The 19,135-nt window shown below is 61.7% G+C and carries 14 protein-coding genes, 1 tRNA gene and 1 pseudogene; 8 read left to right on the top strand and 8 right to left on the bottom strand.

The window, feature by feature from the left end; all coding sequences use genetic code 11:
- Positions 1-51 precede the first annotated feature (51 nt).
- The 3 genes from BSP239C_RS05450 to BSP239C_RS05440 all read left to right on the top strand — a co-directional run bounded on the left by BSP239C_RS05450 (position 52) and on the right by BSP239C_RS05440 (position 5,892).
- Entirely contained in the window at positions 52-1,653 is a 1,602-nt protein-coding gene (locus BSP239C_RS05450) for a class I SAM-dependent methyltransferase (protein WP_257930091.1), read from the top strand.
- A 135-nt stretch (positions 1,654-1,788) separates the two neighbouring features.
- The gene (topA, locus tag BSP239C_RS05445; protein ID WP_101570691.1) at positions 1,789-4,635 is read left to right on the top strand and encodes a type I DNA topoisomerase; all 2,847 of its coding nucleotides are present in this window, start codon (positions 1,789-1,791) and stop codon (positions 4,633-4,635) included.
- Positions 4,636-4,821: 186 nt separating this feature from the next.
- A complete protein-coding gene (locus BSP239C_RS05440; RefSeq protein WP_101570689.1) occupies positions 4,822-5,892 on the top strand; it encodes a GNAT family N-acetyltransferase in 1,071 nt (356 codons plus the stop codon).
- A 24-nt stretch (positions 5,893-5,916) separates the two neighbouring features.
- Here the strand turns inward: BSP239C_RS05440 and BSP239C_RS05435 are convergent, their stop codons facing one another.
- Both BSP239C_RS05435 and BSP239C_RS05430 read right to left on the bottom strand, forming a co-directional pair.
- Positions 5,917-6,408, bottom strand: coding sequence for a GNAT family N-acetyltransferase (locus BSP239C_RS05435; RefSeq protein ID WP_101570687.1), 492 nt, complete (start codon positions 6,406-6,408; stop codon positions 5,917-5,919).
- 70 nt (positions 6,409-6,478) lie between these two features.
- Complete coding sequence (locus BSP239C_RS05430; RefSeq protein WP_226831496.1) at positions 6,479-7,213, bottom strand: lipoyl protein ligase domain-containing protein; 735 nt, start codon at positions 7,211-7,213, stop codon at positions 6,479-6,481.
- 115 nt (positions 7,214-7,328) lie between these two features.
- Here BSP239C_RS05430 and tmk point away from each other — a divergent pair, with 115 nt between their 5' ends.
- Together tmk and BSP239C_RS05420 are read left to right on the top strand one after the other, a co-directional pair.
- Positions 7,329-10,103: a dTMP kinase gene (tmk, locus tag BSP239C_RS05425; RefSeq protein WP_257930101.1), complete on the top strand. Its 2,775-nt coding sequence runs from the start codon at positions 7,329-7,331 to the stop codon at positions 10,101-10,103.
- Complete coding sequence (locus tag BSP239C_RS05420) at positions 10,104-11,261, top strand: DNA polymerase III subunit delta' (RefSeq protein WP_101570685.1); 1,158 nt, start codon at positions 10,104-10,106, stop codon at positions 11,259-11,261.
- Positions 11,262-11,264: 3 nt separating this feature from the next.
- Here the strand turns inward: BSP239C_RS05420 and BSP239C_RS05415 are convergent, their stop codons facing one another.
- Positions 11,265-12,356: a M20/M25/M40 family metallo-hydrolase gene (locus BSP239C_RS05415; RefSeq protein ID WP_257930090.1), complete on the bottom strand. Its 1,092-nt coding sequence runs from the start codon at positions 12,354-12,356 to the stop codon at positions 11,265-11,267.
- A gap of 111 nt (positions 12,357-12,467) precedes the next feature.
- A complete protein-coding gene (locus BSP239C_RS05410) occupies positions 12,468-13,379 on the bottom strand; it encodes a GNAT family N-acetyltransferase (protein ID WP_101570683.1) in 912 nt (303 codons plus the stop codon).
- A 126-nt stretch (positions 13,380-13,505) separates the two neighbouring features.
- Between BSP239C_RS05410 and BSP239C_RS05405 the strand changes: the two genes are divergently transcribed.
- Both BSP239C_RS05405 and BSP239C_RS05400 read left to right on the top strand, forming a co-directional pair.
- A tRNA-Thr gene (locus BSP239C_RS05405) sits at positions 13,506-13,578 on the top strand.
- A gap of 739 nt (positions 13,579-14,317) precedes the next feature.
- The gene (locus tag BSP239C_RS05400; protein ID WP_101570681.1) at positions 14,318-14,596 is read left to right on the top strand and encodes a hypothetical protein; all 279 of its coding nucleotides are present in this window, start codon (positions 14,318-14,320) and stop codon (positions 14,594-14,596) included.
- A 194-nt stretch (positions 14,597-14,790) separates the two neighbouring features.
- On the opposite strand, the gene BSP239C_RS05395 is transcribed toward BSP239C_RS05400, so the two are convergent.
- The 3 genes from BSP239C_RS05395 to BSP239C_RS05385 form a co-directional block, all read right to left on the bottom strand.
- The gene (locus BSP239C_RS05395; protein WP_101570679.1) at positions 14,791-15,540 is read right to left on the bottom strand and encodes an ATP-binding protein; all 750 of its coding nucleotides are present in this window, start codon (positions 15,538-15,540) and stop codon (positions 14,791-14,793) included.
- A complete protein-coding gene (istA, locus tag BSP239C_RS05390) occupies positions 15,537-17,120 on the bottom strand; it encodes an IS21 family transposase (RefSeq protein ID WP_101570677.1) in 1,584 nt (527 codons plus the stop codon). The genes BSP239C_RS05395 and istA overlap by 4 nt, the downstream gene beginning before the upstream one ends.
- Before the next feature lie 384 nt (positions 17,121-17,504).
- Complete coding sequence (locus tag BSP239C_RS05385; RefSeq protein ID WP_101570675.1) at positions 17,505-18,104, bottom strand: HIRAN domain-containing protein; 600 nt, start codon at positions 18,102-18,104, stop codon at positions 17,505-17,507.
- A 62-nt stretch (positions 18,105-18,166) separates the two neighbouring features.
- Between BSP239C_RS05385 and BSP239C_RS05380 the strand changes: the two genes are divergently transcribed.
- Entirely contained in the window at positions 18,167-18,469 is a 303-nt protein-coding gene (locus BSP239C_RS05380) for a hypothetical protein (protein WP_101570673.1), read from the top strand.
- A gap of 330 nt (positions 18,470-18,799) precedes the next feature.
- Here BSP239C_RS05380 and BSP239C_RS21050 read toward each other — a convergent pair.
- Positions 18,800-19,027, bottom strand: a pseudogene (locus BSP239C_RS21050) (IS1380 family transposase); the annotation flags it as partial.
- Positions 19,028-19,135: the final 108 nt, after the last annotated feature.

Genomic DNA, 19,135 nt, shown 5'->3' with positions numbered 1-19,135 from the left:
CCAATTATGGCTCAGTCGGACTCATCGGGGCACAGTCGTTAGGATCTGTGTGTGAGTGAACAAGACATGACCCTCGTGGCAGACCGACTCTACAAGGCTGGATACACAGAGCCGCGACTCCGACAGTTCTGGGGTGGACCCATCGCCTCCGCGCTGGTGCGCAACAACGCCGCGCCCGCGATCCACCACTGCCAGAAGGTGTTCGAAGCAGCCGAGACACAGACGACTTTTGACCAGCACCTGGCGGCGCTTGCCATGCTCTTTCACTTCCATCGTTCGGTCAGCACCGAAGCGGCGCGTGCCGCACTCGGTGAGGACGCGTTCGGAGTCGCCATCGACAGTGGACTGCTCGAGACGAGCAACCACGCCGAAACCAGCGCCCGCGCCGAGGTGGGGGATAGTGGACACGTGTCCGCTCCGTTCGCGGTCACCCCTTATGCCTTGCCGGTCGGCGTCCCTCGGGGGTTGCGTCACGGTGACGAAAATCTCTACCTCGTCAGTGACCATGGGACTCTCATCATTCCCGAAGTCCTCGACGGCGACTTCGTGCTCGGCCTCGGAGGGGCAGGACGCACACTCGTGTCACTGACACCCCGCGAGCACGTCAGACTCTCCGCCGACATCGGCACCGGATGCGGAATCCAAGCTCTGCTTCTGGCCCGCCACAGCGACCGCGTCATCGCCACCGACATCTCACAGCGAGCCCTGCACCTGACCGGACTCAGCGCGAGACTCAACGGCGTGGACAACATCGAATTCCGGGCAGGGTCCATGCTCGAACCACTCACCGAGCCAGTCGACCTGCTCGTGTCCAATCCTCCCTACGTCATCACCCCGCGCACCACCGTGACCAACTTCGAGTACCGGGACGGTGGAATGACCGGCGACCGGTTGGTGCGGTCCCTGTTCACCGCGATTCCCGACCATCTCCAACCGAAAGGACGGTCCGTGTGCCTCGGGAACTGGGAGACCACCTCGGCGGTGGATGCAGGGCCGGAAGCCTGGGTCACCGACCCGGACACCTCAGTGCTCGTCATCGAACGTGAAGCCCTCGACCCCGTCGCCTATGCGGAGACGTGGATTCGAGACGGCGGAATTCCTCGTGCCGGCCAGGATTGGAACGAGGCAACCGCAGCCTGGATGGACGACTTCGATACACGCGAGGTGAGCGAAGTCGTCTTCGGCTACGTCATCATGCACAAGTCAGAACAAGCATCCTCCACGTTCAAGACCAAGGTCAGGACCACCTCGGCGATTGCGAACAATCCGCATGGACTCGGACAGTTCGTCGCGACCACATTTGAGCTGAAGTCGTGGCTGGCCACGGCTGGGGCCGAGGAGATCGCGGAGACGGTCTTCACCCGATCCCCGGACCTCGTCGAACACCGCCACCATGTGCCCGGGGAATCGGATCCGAGCTCGATCACGTTGGAGCAGGGGATCGGATTCGGGCAGGTCTTCGACCTCGATACGGCCTTAGCCGGTTTCGTCTCGGTTGCTGACGGCAGCCTGTCTCTGCGGCAGACCGCGGTGGCTCTGGCACAGCTGCTCGACGTCAACCCGACCGCGCTCGAAGACCAGCTCATTGCTCAGGTGAGACAGCTCGTCGCCGCTGGCGCAGTGCTGCCTGTGAACGGTGGGAAGACGGAATAACGGTAGGATCGAATACCGTTGCCGTAGAGATTCACTGCATCAACCCGATGCAGGTCGTGCACGATCATCAGTGTTACATTGGGCCGGATCGTCCGTTTATTCGATCATCCGGCGCCGTGAGAGGAATGTGAAAGCGTGACCACAACCGAGAAGCAGCCCCGCCGTCTCGTCATCGTCGAGTCCCCGACGAAGGCGCGAACGATCGTTGGGTACCTCGGAGAGGGTTACGACGTTGAGGCGTCGGTCGGCCACATCCGCGACCTTCCCACCCCGTCCGAACTCCCGGCAGACATGAAGAAGGGTCCGTACGGCAAGTTTGCTGTCGACGTCGACAACAACTTCGACCCTTACTACCGTGTCGACCCGGGCAAGAAGAAGAAGGTCACCGAACTCAAGCGCCTCCTCAAAGACGCCGACGAACTCTATCTCGCAACAGATGAGGACCGCGAAGGTGAGGCCATTGCCTGGCACCTTCTCGAAGTCCTCAAGCCGAAGATCCCGGTCAAGCGCATGGTCTTCCACGAGATCACCCCCGAGGCTATCGAACGGGCTTTGGAGAACACCCGTGAGATCGACACCGCACTCGTCGACGCGCAGGAGACTCGCCGTATCCTCGACCGGCTCTACGGCTACGAGATCTCACCGGTCCTGTGGCGCAAGATCCGTGCTGGCCTCTCTGCTGGCCGTGTCCAGTCCGTGGCGACGCGCCTCGTCGTCGAACGCGAACGCGAACGCATGGCCTTCGTCTCCGCCGACTACTGGGACCTCGACGTCGACCTGGGACTGCCCGACGGCACCAGCCCATTTGCAGCGAATCTTTCGACCCTCGACGGCTCACGTGTGGCCTCGGGCCGCGACTTCAACGACAAGGGCGAACTGAAGAACTCTTCGGCCATTGTCGTCGACCAGGCCAGGGCCGAGTCCTTGGCCACAGAACTCAACGGCACCGCGAAGGACGCGCTGACGGTCACGGCCGTCGAATCGAAGCCGTACTCACGCAAACCGGCCGCTCCGTTCACGACCTCGACCCTGCAGCAGGAAGCCGGCCGCAAGCTGCGCATGAGCGCCCGTCAGGCCATGCGCACCGCCCAGTCGCTGTACGAACACGGCTACATCACTTATATGCGTACCGACTCCTCATCGCTGTCGGGCCAGGCGATCTCCGCTGCACGCAAGCAGGTGACCGAACTCTACGGTCCCGAATTCGTCCCGCAGTCGCCTCGCACCTACTCGGGCAAGCAGAAATCGGCGCAGGAGGCTCACGAGGCGATCCGTCCCTCCGGTGACTCCTTCCGCACACCAGCTCAGGTCTCGAAATCACTCAGCGGTGATGAATTCCGCCTCTACGACCTGATCTGGAAGCGCACGGTCGCCAGCCAGATGGCCGACGCCAAGGGCAAGACCGCAACGATCAAGGTCCGCGCCGACCTCGCCGACGGCCACGACGCCGGCTTCAGTGCCAGCGGCACCGTCATCACCTTCCGAGGGTTCCTCGCAGCCTACGAAGAGGGCACCGACGCCGGACGCTATGACAAGAAATCGGACGAGTCACGACTGCCCCAGGTCGAAGAGGGTCAGTCGCTGTCCGTGGTCAAGGCCGAAGCCGACGGGCACACAACGGCTCCACCACCACGCTTCACAGAAGCCAGCCTGGTCAAACAGCTCGAAGAACTCGGCATCGGCCGTCCTTCGACCTACGCAGCCACGATCTCCGTGATCCAGGACCGCGGCTATGTCACGACCCGCGGCAACGCATTGGTGCCCAGCTGGTTGGCATTCTCGGTCGTCCGTCTCCTCGAAGAGCACTTCACCAGGCTCGTCGACTACGCGTTCACCGCCGATTTGGAGTCCGAGCTCGACCGCATCGCCATGGGCGAGGAAGACCGCAATGCGTGGTTGGCCAGCTTCTACTTCGGTGACAAGTCCCAGGACCGTGAAGGCTTGAGAGAAGTCGTCGATGACCTCGGCGACATCGATGCCCGTGAGGTCAACACCGTCGTCATCAGCGAGGGTGTGAACCTGCGTGTGGGTCGTTACGGCCCGTACCTCGAAGTTCCGGCCACGGAAGAGGGTGCCGACCCGAAGCGTGTGTCGGTCCCCGAAGACCTGGCACCGGATGAGCTGACAGCAGCCAAGGCCGCTGAACTCATCGAATCGCAGGGCGACGGTGACCGTGAACTCGGTGTCGACCCCGAGACCGGACACACGATCGTGGCGAAGAACGGGCGTTTCGGCCCGTACGTCTCCGAAGTCCTGCCCGAACCTGAAGAGAAGCCCAAGCGCGGTGCGAAGAAGCCTAAGCCTCGCACCGGCTCCCTGTTCAAGTCCATGGACCTGAATTCGATCGACCTTGAGACGGCACTGACTCTGCTCAGCCTTCCCCGCGTCGTCGGCCAGGACGAAGAAGGCACCGACATCACCGCCCAGAACGGCCGCTACGGACCGTACCTGAAAAAGGGCACCGACTCACGGTCGCTGACCGAGGAAGATCAGATCTTCAACATCACCTTGGAAGAGGCGCTGAAGATCTACGCTCAGCCGAAGCAGCGCGGGGGTCGCCAAGCGGCAGCACCGTTGAAGGAACTCGGCGAGGACCCGGTGTCGAAGAAGCCTGTCGTCGTCAAGGACGGTCGTTTCGGCCCCTACGTCACCGACAGCGAGTTCAACGCCACTCTGCGCAAGGACGATTCAGTCGAGTCGATGACCCTCTCTCGCGCCGCCGAGCTCCTGGCTGAGAAGCGTGCGAAGGGGCCAGCCAAGAAGAAGACGCCCGCCAAAAAGGCTCCGGCCAAGAAGGCTCCGGCGAAGAAGTCGACGGCTGCGAAGACCACTGCTGCCAAGAAGGCTCCAGCGAAGACCGCAGCTAAGTCGACGACTGCCAAGTCAACGACCGCAGCGAAGAAGACGACCGCTAAATCAACGGCTGCCAAGTCAACGACCGCGGCGAAGAAGTCCACGACGGCTAGGCCGAAGACTCCCTGAGGGAGCGATTGAGGTGCTCACGCTCCGGCGTTGCGTGCCTCGAGCTTCGACCAGCTTCTTCAGCACGACGAGTTGAGGACGATCTGTGTCGGTTTCTCCGCGGAGGATCGGCACAGATCGTCCTCAACTCGCACCTGATCGCACAGGGCAGAGCGAACACAGGCCTCAGACAATGGAGTCCGAACCATGGCAGATGCACCATCGCTTTCGATCCACCTCAATGACCCAGCCGATGACGACGCTTTCCACGCGTGGCACGGGGTGTTCGCTGCGGCGAGCTCCCACGATCGAGGTCCGGATGCTCCGGTGTGGCCCGAACCCGAACTGAGCGCCGAACTGCGCACGCAGCGAAGCTCGTCAACGACCGAGATCTACCTCGTACACGGAGCAGCGGAAGCCGATTCGGCGATCGGCGCAATCACGCTGACGATGCCGCTCAGCGATAACCTGCACAGAGTCGACCTGGGACTCTACGTCGAACCCGGATCCCGGCGCCGAGGTGTCGGCTCCGCGATGCTCGAATTCGTTCGCTCACGCACCCGGGAGCTGGACCGACGAGTGATCGCCTCGGAGGTCTTCCGTCCCTACCGCGACGAGAAGGCAGGCGAAGGATCTGCCGATGCCGAGATAACGGTGCCCGGGATCGCCTTCGCCGAACACCACGGTTTCACCTCTGCCATCGGAGACCTCCGCAGTGAATGCCAGCTGCCGCTGGACCCCGCGCTCGTTCGGACGATCGCCGATGAAGCGCGACCGTTCCACGAAGGGTACGTTTTCCACTCCTGGTCCGGAGACGTGCCGGAGGCGTTCGTCGAGCAATGGGCTCTCATGGAGGGCCTCATCGAAACCGATGCGCCCACGGGGGATCGAGATGTCGAACCCGAGGTCACCTCGGCGGAAGACATCCGCGAACAAGAGGCCATCTTCGTCAGGCAGGGGCGAACAAGCTTCGCAGCGATCGCTGTCGACTCAACCGGTGAAATCGCTGCATACACTCAGTTGGTCCACTCGTCGGTCGAGGCCATGGTCTATCAGTGGGGAACCCTTGTCCGTGACCAGCATCGGGGTCATCGTCTCGGGGCAGCGGTGAAAGCCGCAGCTGCGCATCAGTTCTTACAGGCGGGCTTGGACGCCCGAGCGATCATCACCTACAACGCCGAAGAGAACGAGCACATGCTCGCGATCAACCAGAGATTCGGGTTCCGTCCAGTCGAGCGGATCGAAGAGGTCGAACTCAACCTCGACGCGTCAGGCTGAGATACAGCCGGGACTGCCTAGCGGCTACTGTCCAGCCGACTCGGAGGCGAAGGAGCGCAATGCTGCACCGTCGAGGCGGAAGGTCTCCCACTCGTCCTGTGCCTGCGAGCCCAGTGAGCGGTAGAACCCGATTGAGGGCTCGTTCCACTTGAGGACGCACCATTCGAGTCGAGTCAGTCCCCGCTCCTGGCAGATCTGGGCCAAGCGTCCCAGCAGGGCTTTTCCTGCCCCGTTGCCGCGATGATCGGGGTCGACGAACAGATCTTCTAACCAGATCCCGTTCCTTCCCGTCCAGGTGGAGAAGGAGTGGAACCAGATCGCGATGCCGATGATCTGTCCCTCCACCTCGGCGACGAGCCCGTATGTGTTCGCACGCCCATCGTCTGGAAACATCACAGCGGCGAAATCGTCTTCCGTGGCTTGGACCGCCTCGGGTTCGCGCTCGTAGACTGCCAGAGCATGAACCAGTCTGAGAATGTCAGGCAGGTCGTTCTTCGTCGCTTCGCGCACATTCATGAGGTCATGGTCTCCAATCGCTTGAGTTTCGTGAGCCAGGGGTCCTGGTTGTGTCGTGGTGCAGTGCTTGTCACAGCAGGTGGGTGCCGATTTTGTCCGGCAATGCCGCCAGCTCCTCGGCGGTGGGTTCACCGGGCGTGTGCGGGTCGGCGTAGGCATAGTAGGCGGCGAACGCCTCGGCGACGGTCTCCGTGGTTACCTCCGGGTGAGCCTCACTGATCGACCCGCCCGTTGCCGGGTCCCATTCGATGCCCAGAGCCGCTTCGACGTCGGTGAGGACGGCACGGATGGGGTCGGGATCCTCCACGATCACGGATGACGAGAACAGCCATGCGCCCGAGACCACGCGCTGTGCTGTTCCGATCGCCTTGATCCGGCCGGCCACATTCACGCTGTGCTCACCGGGGCAGTATTCGCCGGGAATCTCGCCGAGGCGGGCGTCGACTCCGATGCCCCGCAGCACCTCGACGTAGTCGCGTCCGAATCCGGTGAACCTGGCGGTCGTGTCCTTGATGAACGCGTCACTGGGTTCGATGTGGTCGATGACCAGAGATCCGCGATGATAGGCGGCGGCTCGACCGCCGAGGCTGCGCAGGGCTGGAGTGAAACCATGGTCTCGGGCCGCTTCGATGGCTGTGGGGAACCCGGGGAGGAAACGGTCCCTGGCCCCGAACGCCACTGTCGGTGCTGGTCGGTACATCCGCAGCGTCGCGCCGCGGCTGCCATGTTTGACCGAGTCGAGGAGGACTCGCGCGAAGGCGAGTTCCTCGATCGGACCCAGCCCGGTAGTCGCTACTGCTGACATGGCGGTATTCGTTGTATGCACGCAATCAAGAGTAGAGGATCAGACATCGGTGAGAAGAGATCCGGGCTGTTCCAAGAGATATGTCAGTCGCGGCAGATATTGTAGGTCTGTGAGTATGTTGACGACTACAGGACATCGACTTCCCGGAGCCCCTGGCCGGTTGGTTGCCGAAACCGCTGCCTGGGGCGCGCTGATCGTACTCGTGGCGATCAGCTATGTCGTGGCTGGCACCAGCGGATTCTTCGCCACGATCGGCGGTCGAGCCTTCACCACGACGGCGGACAGCCTCGGCGCGGGAGGCTTCGATAATCAGCTGGGAAGCGTGTCGCTTCTCATCGTCTTCGTCCTCGCTGGCGCCGGACTGTTCATCCCGCAGAAGATTCTGGCGAGCAGGGGACCCGCTGTCCGCAAACTCGCGCTGAGCATTGCCGCGCTCGTCGAGGCGGGCCTGCTCATCGTCCTCAGCCTCGCGCCGAGCGCCTGGCTGACCTGGGTAGCCGCGTTGTTCCTCGGAGCCGTCGTCGGCCTCCTGATGAGCATCAACCCCTTCACCAACGAGAAGCCGTGGCGTCGGGTCGGCATTCCCGCTGCACTCCTCGTCTTCGTGTCCTTCGCCTTCCAGATCATCGGCGGTTCTGCCGCAGGCACACGGGCTCTGGGCTGGATGAGCCTCCTGGTGGGCATCGCCATGGCCGTCGGCGCCGTGATCATCTTCCTTACTCCCGAGCGGGCCCTCCACGCGGAATCTGCGACGACAGGCGCGTTCCCCTCGAACAAGGCCCGCGTGGCCAGACCTGCCGCAACCATCAAGATGCCGTGGGTGTGCATCGCATTGTTCGCGGTATTGGGAACCACAGTCATTCTGGCGCAGCCGACCGCCGTCCAACACAGCTTCGGCCAAGCCGGCTTCGCCCTCATGATTGCGTCCTGCCTCGTGGGTTGGGCCATCGGCTTCGAAATGGGTCCCACCTTCGCGCCCGGAATGTCGAGGCCGCGCGTCTCCGCGTTCGCCCTGACAGTATCGGGGATCCTCTTGATCGCCACGGGCGCCATCAACGAGCTTTCCGGCAAGTTCGTCCTCACCGCCGTCATCGCCTTCCTCGTCGGCATCGGCGTGCGCTCACAGCCCTATGACTTCTCTCGCCGGATCGGAGCCGTCGGTGGTGCTGTCGTCGCGCTCATTCTCAATGCTGTTGACTTCGGCGTCACCATCCCGGTCGGCTCGGCCATGGAATGGATGCTGGCACCCAGCGACGTGGCGTTCGGAATCATGGGACTGGCAACTCTGGTCGCCGGAGTCATCGGTCTCTTCATCTTCGACCCCCATGGTCTCCAAGGACTGTCCGTCGATATCGTTCACGGATTCCGTCCGCCCAGCGCCGCTGAGAACGGTGCCAACGACGGCATCGGAAACTCCGCGGAACGTCTGGGAGCCGGATTCTTCATCGCCATTGAGGGCGGGGACGGTTCGGGCAAGAGCACACAGATCAAACGGATTTCACAGACGCTGGCCGATGAGGGCCACAATGTCGAAGCGACCCGCGAACCAGGTGGGACAGAACTGGGACGACGGATCCGTTCGGTGCTCTTCGACTCCGAACCTCCGAGCCCCCGCACCGAGGCTCTGCTCTTCGCCGCCGACCGTGCCCACCATGTGGCCTCATTGGTGGATCCGAGCCTCGACGCCGGCAGCATCGTCATCACCGACAGGTACATCGATTCGACGATCGCCTACCAGGCCGCTGGTCGCAACTTCGATCCGAAGACAATCCTGGCGCTGAGCAAGTGGGCGACTCAGGGACTCGTCCCGCACCTGACGATCGTCCTCGACATCGACCCCGAGACTGCCGCGGCCCGGATGGGCAAACGCGGTGAGAGCAATTACCTCGACGAGGAAGACCAGCAGTTCCACCAGCGAGTGCGTCAGACCTACCTGGCCCGTGCACACAAGGAACCCGCTCGCTACGTCGTCCTCGACGCCTCGGTGTCCGAAGACGAACTGACTGCCGAAATCCTCACCGCCATCCGGACCCGCCTGCCGCGCAAGGTAAGCAGTGTGTCCGAATCCGAGGCAGGCGCTGCCACCGGTAAGTCCACCGGCGCCGAGGTGGCCGGAAACCATCCGTCCCAGGCAGCCGTCGGCGGCCCCGTCGAGGAATCGGAAGACGGAGCATCGACTACCGCCGACGAGGCGGTCGCGCCCGAGCCCGGAGCCCGATTCGTTCCGGCCTCGAACGAACGGTTCTTCCCGCAGGCCGCTGACCGTCGCGAATCCGAAGAACGCAATGACGGGGTCGAAACGGAAAGAGTCGACCTCGGCGCTGACCTGCGAGCCCCAGATGTGCAGGGTGATGACGAAGCAGCCACGACGGTGCTTCCGGCTCACGCAAGCGAACCCGAGTTCGAATCAGAGACTGAGTCCGAGGTCGCACCTCGGTTCGAGTCCGAGGTTGCAGCCGAAGCCGAACCCGAGTCCGAAACCGAATCCGACGAGGATGCGGCCACTACTGTGCTGCCAGCCCGCGGAATCACACCGAGTGCACCCTTGGCCGATGACGATGACGATGACGATGACGATGGTGATGAGGACGCTGTGCCGACGAATGAGATCGCACGGCCCGATTCCGAGGAAGCAGAAACCCGGGTGGTCAGTCAGGTCGACCGTGGTAACGAGAACGGGACACCGCCGAGGACCGATTCTCAGCCAGCAGGCGGGACCGATGCGGGGGATGAAGACGCCGCGACAACAGTTCTGCCCGTGCGCACCGCCCGACAGATGAGTCGAGAGCGACTGCAGGCCCAGGCGGAGATCGAACGTCAGGCACGTGAGCGCCTGCGTAAGCAGCGCGAACGCAACCACCAGCGCTTCAACAACCCGGAAGGTCACTGAGTGAGCGTCTTCAATGAGCTCGTCGGCCAGGACGACGTTATCACCCAGCTCGAGTATGCACTGCACTCGCCGGGCGCGATGACCCACGCCTGGCTGTTCACCGGCCCTCCGGGGTCGGGTCGTTCCAATGCGGCTCGAGCCTTCGCCGCGGCACTGATCTCAGGCGGTGAAGAACCCAATGACGTCACCGCACGCGTACTCAAAGGCCATCACGAATCGCTGACGATCATGTCGACTCAGAAATCGGTGATCACCATTGACGAAGTGCGAGAACTGGTGACGAAAGCACAGTCTGCTCCGGTCAATTCCCCGTGGCGAGTCGTCATCATCGAAGACGCAGATCGGATGAGCGAACGTACGGCCAACGTCTTACTCAAGGCCATCGAGGAACCGCCTCCAGCCACAGTGTGGCTGCTGTGCGCGCCCAGCCCCATCGATGTTCTCACCACGATCCGTTCTCGGTGCCGGCCCGTCCGCCTACGCATTCCCTCTCGGGATGCCGTGGCCAAGCTCCTCATCGAACGTGATCACATCGATGAGGAGAGGGCTAAGTGGGCAGCCGCAGTCGCGCAGAACCACATCGGTCGGGCCAAGTACATGGCGCTCAATGAATCCGCCGGTGAGGAGCGCAAACAGATCCTCGCGATCCCAGGGAAGCTGACCTCTGTCGGGGCGACTATCCGCTTGGCGGGACGTATCGTCGATGAAGCCGCGGAGACCGCGAAGTCTCGGGTCGAGGAACGCAATGCCACGGAACGAACCGATCTGATGGCGACTCTGGGCATCGAATCGGAGAAGTCCATCCCACCCTCGGCAAGATCCCAGATCAGGAAGCTTGAGGAAGAGCAGAAACGCCGATCAGTCCGCGCCCGCAACGACGAACTCGACCGGATCTTCCTCGAACTCATGAGCCTCTACCGGGACATCCTCATGCACCAGTTGGGGATCCGCGACGGGTGGATCAACGCTGGCGAAGGCGACCTCATCTCCGAACAGGCGAATAGGGACGGACCTGACACGACTCTGCTGCGCATCGACGCTATCACCGAGGCGAGACGACGGTTGCAGACGAACATGTCGCCTGTGCTCATCGTCGAATCAGCGTTCGTGCTGCTGTCGAACCCCTGGCTGCTCGAGGACCGCACAGGGGCACTCTGAGGTTCAGTCCTCGTCGAGGAGCTCGCCGACCAATGCGGTGGTGAGCTCGACTCGGCGAGGGATCCACACCTGCAGGGCGTGCTCTGTCCTTGCGTGCGACCCGCCGCCCACTGTGCCGAGTCCGTCAATGGTCGGAGTTCCGACACCGGCTGTGAAATTACCGTCCGACCCACCGCCGACGGCAACGGACCGCAATGGCGGGTGCCCCAAGTGGGCGCTCAGCCGTTGGGCTCGGGCGTAGAGGCCCAGTGCCATCTTCTCTTCCAGTGGGGCCCGGTTGATTCCGCCTCTGACATCGACCTTGGCTCCGGCCACAGTAGGGGAGAGGGAGCTGAGTATGCCGTCGATACGCTCCTGTTCCGCCACCGAGGCAGCGCGGGAGTCGACGCCGACAACAGCCTTGGCCGGAACAGTGTTCGTCGTCGAACCGCTGTGCATGACGGTCGGTACAACCGATGTGCCCACGGACGGATCATGCAGCTCAGCGATCTTGACGACCTGATTGGCCACTTCGATTGTGGCGTTGATGCCCTTCTCCGGTTCGACCCCGGCATGGGCGGCGAGACCGGTGACTTCGAGGGAATAGATGGCAACGCCCTTGCGAGCGATCTTCACTGCCCCGTCGGGTGCGCCGCTTTCGAAGACCAGTGCCGCCTTGGCTCCATGGGCTTCGTCCTCAATGATCTGACGTGAACCGGGGGAGCCGAGCTCTTCGTCGCCGGTCATGAGGATGCTGACGCCATCGAGACTCCCGCGCTGTTGGCGTAGTCGCGCCATGGCATAGAGAGCGATGAGCAGGCCGCCCTTCATGTCGTCAGCGCCTGGTCCACGTACGACACCGTCCGCAACCGAATAGGGAAAATCGGCGAGAGTGCCTGTCGGCCATACGGTGTCATGGTGACCGATGAGCACAACCTTGCGAGGTCCGGTGCCGAAGCGCCACAGCACGTGCGGGTGAGAATCGGTTTCGATGAGGTGAGGAGCTGCCCCGAGAAGACCAGTGCCGATCCGCGAAACCAGTTGAGCACTGCGGGCCAGTGATTCGGGGTCCTGGGAGAACGACTCACATTCGATGAGCGTCTGGAAATCACTCATGAAGTCCTTCGAGTCGAACTCGACCACGTGCGTCACCCTTTTCTCTCTTCGAATGTCTGTCTTCACCAGGTTAACGGGTGCGGTGTCCCTGAAACGTCAGCGCACGGTGCTTCACCTGTTTCGTCGAAGATCCCTCACCTCGGTGCGGGGAGCGAAGCCAGCGGATGAGTAGGCGGCGACAGCGGCCACATTGGAACTCTCCGTGCCCACCGCTGCTGACGAAGATCCCAACTGTTGCAGGGCTCTTGCCGCAGCGATCGCCATGGCCTTCCCGTAGCCGTGACCCTGGTGGTCACGGTGCACAGCCAACGGCTCGAGCAGCCCTGGCCGGTTCGGACCTGCGGACCACACCGTCGTCACTGCGACCGGCTGGTCTGAGTGGTCATACCCCAGCAGACTCTGTGCACACGAGGAGAAAGGGCCAGACATCATCGTGTGCCACCGTTGGACGAATCGCTGTTTGTCGTCCACGGTGTAGGGCATACCGCGGAATGCTGACCAATGAACGGCAGTCCATGCCTCAGCGTTATCCGGCCCGGCAACCTCCACCCGGAGGTCGGGTGCCTCAACTGGCAGATTCAGGTCACGATTCAGAGGCGTCCACGGCTCGTCTGCCTCCCATCCGCGTTCTGCCAACCGAGCAACGAGGCAGGTTGCTCCTCGAGCCTCGACGATTGCCGATCCTTTCCCGAAGACGGCGTTGTCTAGGGGAGGGGCAGCGCTGTCTGACGGGTCGATGTCGGATTCGATCTGTTGTGCCAAAGAGTCGTCATGGCTGAAGTCCGGGTCCACGGCCAGGCGCAGAAGGTCTTCCCCGTCCAGCAGTCCAATTGCCAGGACCTTGTCGTCGCACCGCCAGATCCGCATTGCTTGAGCTGTAGCTTCGGAGTCTCTCAGCGAATACCAGCCGAGGTCGCCTGTGTGAAGATGGAGCGGTCCGTCGTCGGTCTGCCAGCTGTCGAGCACGGCGCCGATGCTGGGAAGTTCTGCGGCCGTTGGAACGGCCATCTGTGCGGTGCTCATGTGACTCCTGAAGTGCGAAATGAATGCGCGGAGAAGCCCAGCATATGTGAGTTGCGTTACGTACTAAGGTCTCAGTCATTCTCCTTTTGACCAGGAGTCCTGGTTTTGGCTAAAGTTAGGTCGGTTGCCGCCTTAGCTCAGTCGGTAGAGCGATTCACTCGTAATGAATAGGTCGGGAGTTCGATTCTCCCAGGCGGCTCAGCACATCCCCTCCCACCAGGCTTGACGGTCTGGGGGAGGGGATTTTACTTGCCTGAAGCCGGTCAGGAATGCGGTTACGAGGCGCTTTGAGACCATTCGTCGAGCATGCCACGACGGACTCAGTGCCGAAATTGTGGTGCAGCGCGTATAGTTTCGTGGTCGTGCCGACCTCCGAATGTCCCAGTTGGGCCGACGCCAGCGCTAGTCCGGCTGGCGTGAAAAAGGTCGTACCGATGGTGTTTCTGATCGTCCTCGGCGTCATCCAGCCGAACTTTGCACGCCGAACTCAAACTGGGCCCAAATCAAACTTCGCCTACTCCAGCTACTAACTCCGGCTCCCATCTCCATGCTCTGCGCAAAAATGCGCACACTGCCTACCCCGAAGACTTCGAGACCTTCTGGACCATCTACCCCAAGAACATCGACAAACGCCGAGAACATGAAACATGGGAGACCGCGAGCAAGCGAGCAGACCCAGAGCCCATCGGCTCTTGAGCCGAGGACTACCGCGACGAGCCCAACCGGGAAGACACGTACACAAAGAACACGGCAATATGGGTCAACGCCGACGTGTGGATCAACGACTCACCATCAGATCGGGCACGACCAACGGGGCGGGTAGAGCCCCGCACATTCGACCAATTGCGGCACGAGACCAGAACCTCGCACTCCTGTCACGAATCAAAGCTGAAGAAAAGGGGAGACGACCCAGGGCAAAGACAGCTCGGAGCTTAACCATGGACCTACTGCGATTCATTGCCGACCACGACGGCCGCACACTCAACGAAGACGACCTCGACGCATGGGTGTACCCAGTCGACGAGATCCCCATAATCCTCGCCGACGACTGGAGAGTAGCGATCTCCAAGCACTATGCCGGCGAAGGTGCCGCCCATGCCCGGCCCGGCGACATCCTCGCCGAAACAAAAAGGATCCGCGACCGACGCACAGGTACACGCCGACCCCAGCTTGAGTCGAATCCGCAGCGCGTGCCCTGCCCGCCGGAACTCCGTTAGGAGAACAGGAAAGCATCATGATTGCGCTCATCATCACCGTAGCCGTCGTGCCTGCCGCTGTCCGGGCCGCAATTGAGTATTCGATGGTGTGAGCGCCACTGACTATTGCGGTTGAGCGCCACCCGATATTGCCTTTCAGCGCCACCGGGTCGTGGCGGTGAGCGCCAGCCGGACACCGACACTCACCGACAGGGTCAGCCCGTGATCGAACCGACGTGCTCGCGCATGTTCATCTCCCCAGTCGTGATCCAGATCGTGTTGTGAACGATACGATCCATGATCGCATCCGCGTGGACACCGGACCCGAGCAGTTGATGCCAGTCCTTCTTCGCATACTGGGTGCAGAACACCGTCGATGTCGTATCGTAACGACGTTCAAGGAGCTCGAGCAGCATCGAACGGACATCGTCATCGGGTTCGTCGAGCAACCATTCATCGATGACTAATAGCGTGAACGCCGAGTATTTGCGCAACCATTTTTCCCGACCGCCCGGCTTATCCTGCGCAGTGGCCCACGATTCTTCAAGATCGGGCATGCGAATGTAGTAGGCACGGTAGCGATGCTGACAGGCCTGCTTCGCCAGCGCCGACCCCAGATACGACTTGCCAGACCCGGTGAACCCCTGGAACACGACATTTTGCTGCCGGGTGATGAACGAGGCGGTTCCGAGTTGGGCGATGACGTCACGGTCGAGGCCGCGCTGGTCGATCAACGCGATCCGACGCAGATCCGCATCGGGATATCGCAGTCCAGCCCGGCGGATGAGCCCCTCGACTTTCGCATGGGTGAAGGTGGCATGAGCGTCATCGACAGCGAGCTGGATGCGCTCTTCGAATGGCATCCCCAGGGTGAGAGCGTCGTCTTGGGCATCGAATGCGCTCAGCAGGCTTGCTGACCCCATTTCACGCAGTTTCCGTTTCGTTTCGTCATCGAGACGAGTCATCGTTGTCCTCCTGCGTAGTAGTCTGCTCCACGAACGAAACCGACCGTGGGCGTTGGTCCAGCAGCGGGCAGCCCGGACGGTTCAGGACTTCGTCTGCGCTTGCTGGCCGGCATGTCTTGCCCACTGTCGAGAATCGGCCGCAAATGCGCATACCGTGGTGATCGAATCCGACCCGATAACGCGATGCCAGCGGCTGCTTCGACTCGCTTAGGAGAGAATCGGCGAGACAGGCGCAGCACTGCCAGTGCCGCGTTCAGTCCCTGTTCCTCAACGGGCACGGACTCGAAGATCCGGTTGATCACCGTCGTCGTGTCTTGTCCGATACGAGCTGCCCATTCCCGCACGCGAGGCCCGTCCCATTGTTGATACCTCTCACCATGGGGCAGGTCGCCATCGTGGGTGTGATGGGTGTTGATGACTCCTGCCGGCGGAAGCAGGTGACTCGAAAGCCGCGTGTGCCCGTCGAAGATCTCGACTGTCGTTTCCGTGATCCGTAAGTCGACGCTGGAGCCGACATGCGCATAGGGCGCGGAGTAGAAGTTCTTCTCGAACACCACGTGTCCGTCTTTGCGGACTTTCCTCCCATAGATCCAGCGGCTGATCTCATAAGCAACCGCCGGCAGCGGTCGCAGCAGTGGCCGTTCCTCGGCGTCGAAGATCGATGCTCGTGATCCGGGGCGTTTCTGAAACGGTTGGGCGTTATAGGCCCGCATTCGTTCATAGATCGCCTCACGTAGCTGAGGCAGTGTTCGAAAGGTCTGTCCGCGCAGTGCCGCGATGACCTGGGTGGCGATATTGCCGACCGTGTTTTCAACACTGGCCTTGTCCTTGGGTTTCCTGACTCGGCCCGGCAGGACGGCTGCCGAATAGTGTGCAGCCAGCTCACGATAGGCATCATTGAGGATGATCTCTCCTTCCCGAGGATGGGAGATCACGCCGGTCTTGAGATTGTCGGGCACGATTCGGGGCACGCTGCCGCCGAACCAGTCGAACATCGCTATATGCGCCCGCAGCCAGGTGGCCTGTTTCATATCCAGGGCCGGTTCAACAAACGCGTAGCGCGAGAACGGCAGGCAACCGACGAAGAGAAAGACTTTCGTCTGTGTGCCCGCGAGCGGGTCGGCAAGCGTCATCGTTTTGCCCGACCAGTCGACTTCGACGCTTTGGCCGGCCTTGTGTCCGACTCGAGAGGCCAGGCCGGAAACGAGGACATGGCGTTGGTAGTTTTTGCAGTACCGGTCATAGCCCATCGCCGGCGAGTCTGTGGTGGCGCAGGCGTCACGGTACTCGCTATGCAATAGTTTCAAGGTCACCCCGACGCGAGCGAGTTCGCGGTGGACTTTACTCCAATCAGGTTGGGCGTAGACACTCTCATGCTGGCCACGGCCAGGAAACAGTCGAGCGTAGACATCGGCATCCGGCATCCCGGCTACCTCGTCGTAGGACAGCCCCACGGCGTCAGCGGCGGCGATGACGGCGTCGACGGAATGTCTCGACATGCCCTGAGCGGCGATCTGGCGGCGAGAGAGTCCTTCAGATCGGAGGCGAAGCACCAACTTCGCTTTGATTTTGCGTACCATTCGTTTTGCTCCTTCTACCGCGTGAGTGGCCACGCGGTAGAAGGAGCCTAGAAACAGGTGGCGCTGAAGTCGAATATTCGGGGGCGCTCACGACGCCGGTCGACACCCAAGACAGGTGGCGCTCAAAGACGAGCGCAGTGGCGCCCAAGAAGCCGAATATTCACGCAATCCTCCTTGAATAACATTATGGGTGTCATGGGCGACCCGAAAGCGCCTAGAACGGGCGCACAGCGCTTCAACCTCACCAAACGCTTGGGCTGAAACGGAACCTCACCAACCACGTGTCAGGACTGAGAAAAGTCCCGTAGGTGAGGACAAGCTACAACCATGAAAGAGATATATAGTCGAGGGCGAAACGCGATCGCAGCGGAGCATCGACGGTTGCTACAGATCCAGCTCCTCAGCGACGTCGACCGGCAGGATCGCGATTGTAATTCCTTCTCTGCCCATGACCACCCCGACGAACTCTTCGCCGGCATCGAGGGGCTTCGCGAGACGCCGGGCGAATCCTTTGTTGACGTAGCCGTAGATGTGTTTCGAGCCGGGATGAGCAACAGCTATTGCGTTGGGATCGGACTTGTTCCCGGGCTCCCTGCGAAGGTGAATGCGATCGCCAACCTTCAATCGTGCGGCTGGATAGTTCTTCCACCCTCGAACGTTCAGGTACAAGATGCCCAATCTTGCCAGCGCCAGGTTGCCGGGGGAGGGCTGCTTACCGGACTCTTCACTCACGAATCGGAACTCACCGTCGCGGCGCTCAACTCGGAAGGCGAGCGTTTTAGCGGAGTCACGAACCAGTTCGGAATCAGCTTCTTCTTTCGAAAGCCACGTGTCGCTGGTAGCCGAAGCGCTGCTTTTGGTCAGATCGGAGGTATCCAGTGCAGCGGCGTCGACAGGCTGTTGAAGACTCGATGTCTTGAGGAATTTCGCCACCAACCAGCATATGAGGGCAATGCCGAAAAGGATGCCGACTATTTCCCACATGAGGTGACCTCCGTGTCTACCGTTTTCCGAACTATAGCCGAAGTCGTCGTAGAGGAGAAGCTATGAGCTGGGTCGGGAAGGCCGAAGATCACGCCAGCGCTCACCACACCTATGAGCACCTTGGGTACGGCGAGAACATGCGGATCCACAAGGTGTTCGTCGAGGGTGCGAAGTGGCAGCGCGATCAACTCCGGACCGACGAGGCAGTCGAGCGGATGGCGCAGGGGATACTCGCCACCTTCGCGGAAGTCATAGAAGCACAGGACAGGCGACTCCCGCCCACTACGGACGTGCAGCGCCGCCATGCCGAGAAGTACGCCCGTGCCGCAATCAAAGCACTTGTCGGAGAGGAGTCACGACCATGAATGAATACTTGAACGTCCTCGACTACATCACTCGCCGCTACGGGCCCGGCCCGAACCGCCACTGGTGGGGCATCGCACACCGACGTTGGCTACTCGACAGCGGACGATACGTGCGATCAGGGGAGCAACGCAGCGCACGCGCAGGGACGCCGGCAGGACTGCGTGTCGTCGGGGAGGCAGGTGCGGAACTGGTGAGACTTCGCCGCTTCGATCAATGAAGCGTGTGACGACATGGGAACCCGTTGTCGAGTTGTTATTCATCTGGTCGCTCCACCCCTGCGGCATGGTGGAAGACTCAGACTCAACGTCGAGACCAACGGAGATGAACAGCTTCATACCGCCGGTGCGGTTGCGGTTCATATCATCGATGCTGTCGGCCCCGGCGAGCATCCCGGCTACCAGGGACATGACTTTCCCACCCGGATTGGCTCCCTTGTCAGTGGGGATATGCACGCGGTCGGCCACAGCCCTTGGCAGGCCTGTGTCTTGGGCGAGTTTCACCAACGGGATCAGCCCAGTGTCGGCGATGAGGCGTTCATCGTCGAAGGTGTGGGACAGGCCGGTGGGAGTGTGATTGAATAGCACCAGCGAGGTGCTCCTTCCTCGTGGGTATTTAGGACTTAAGACATCACTATTTTCCCACGTCAGAAGGGGCATTTCCATTTT

Origin of the sequence: Brevibacterium sp. 239c (assembly GCF_900169365.1) — a bacterium.
Classification (GTDB): Bacteria; Actinomycetota; Actinomycetes; order Actinomycetales; family Brevibacteriaceae; genus Brevibacterium.
Note: the sequence above shows the minus strand (reverse complement) of the source record. Positions and strands in the feature narration are given on the sequence as shown.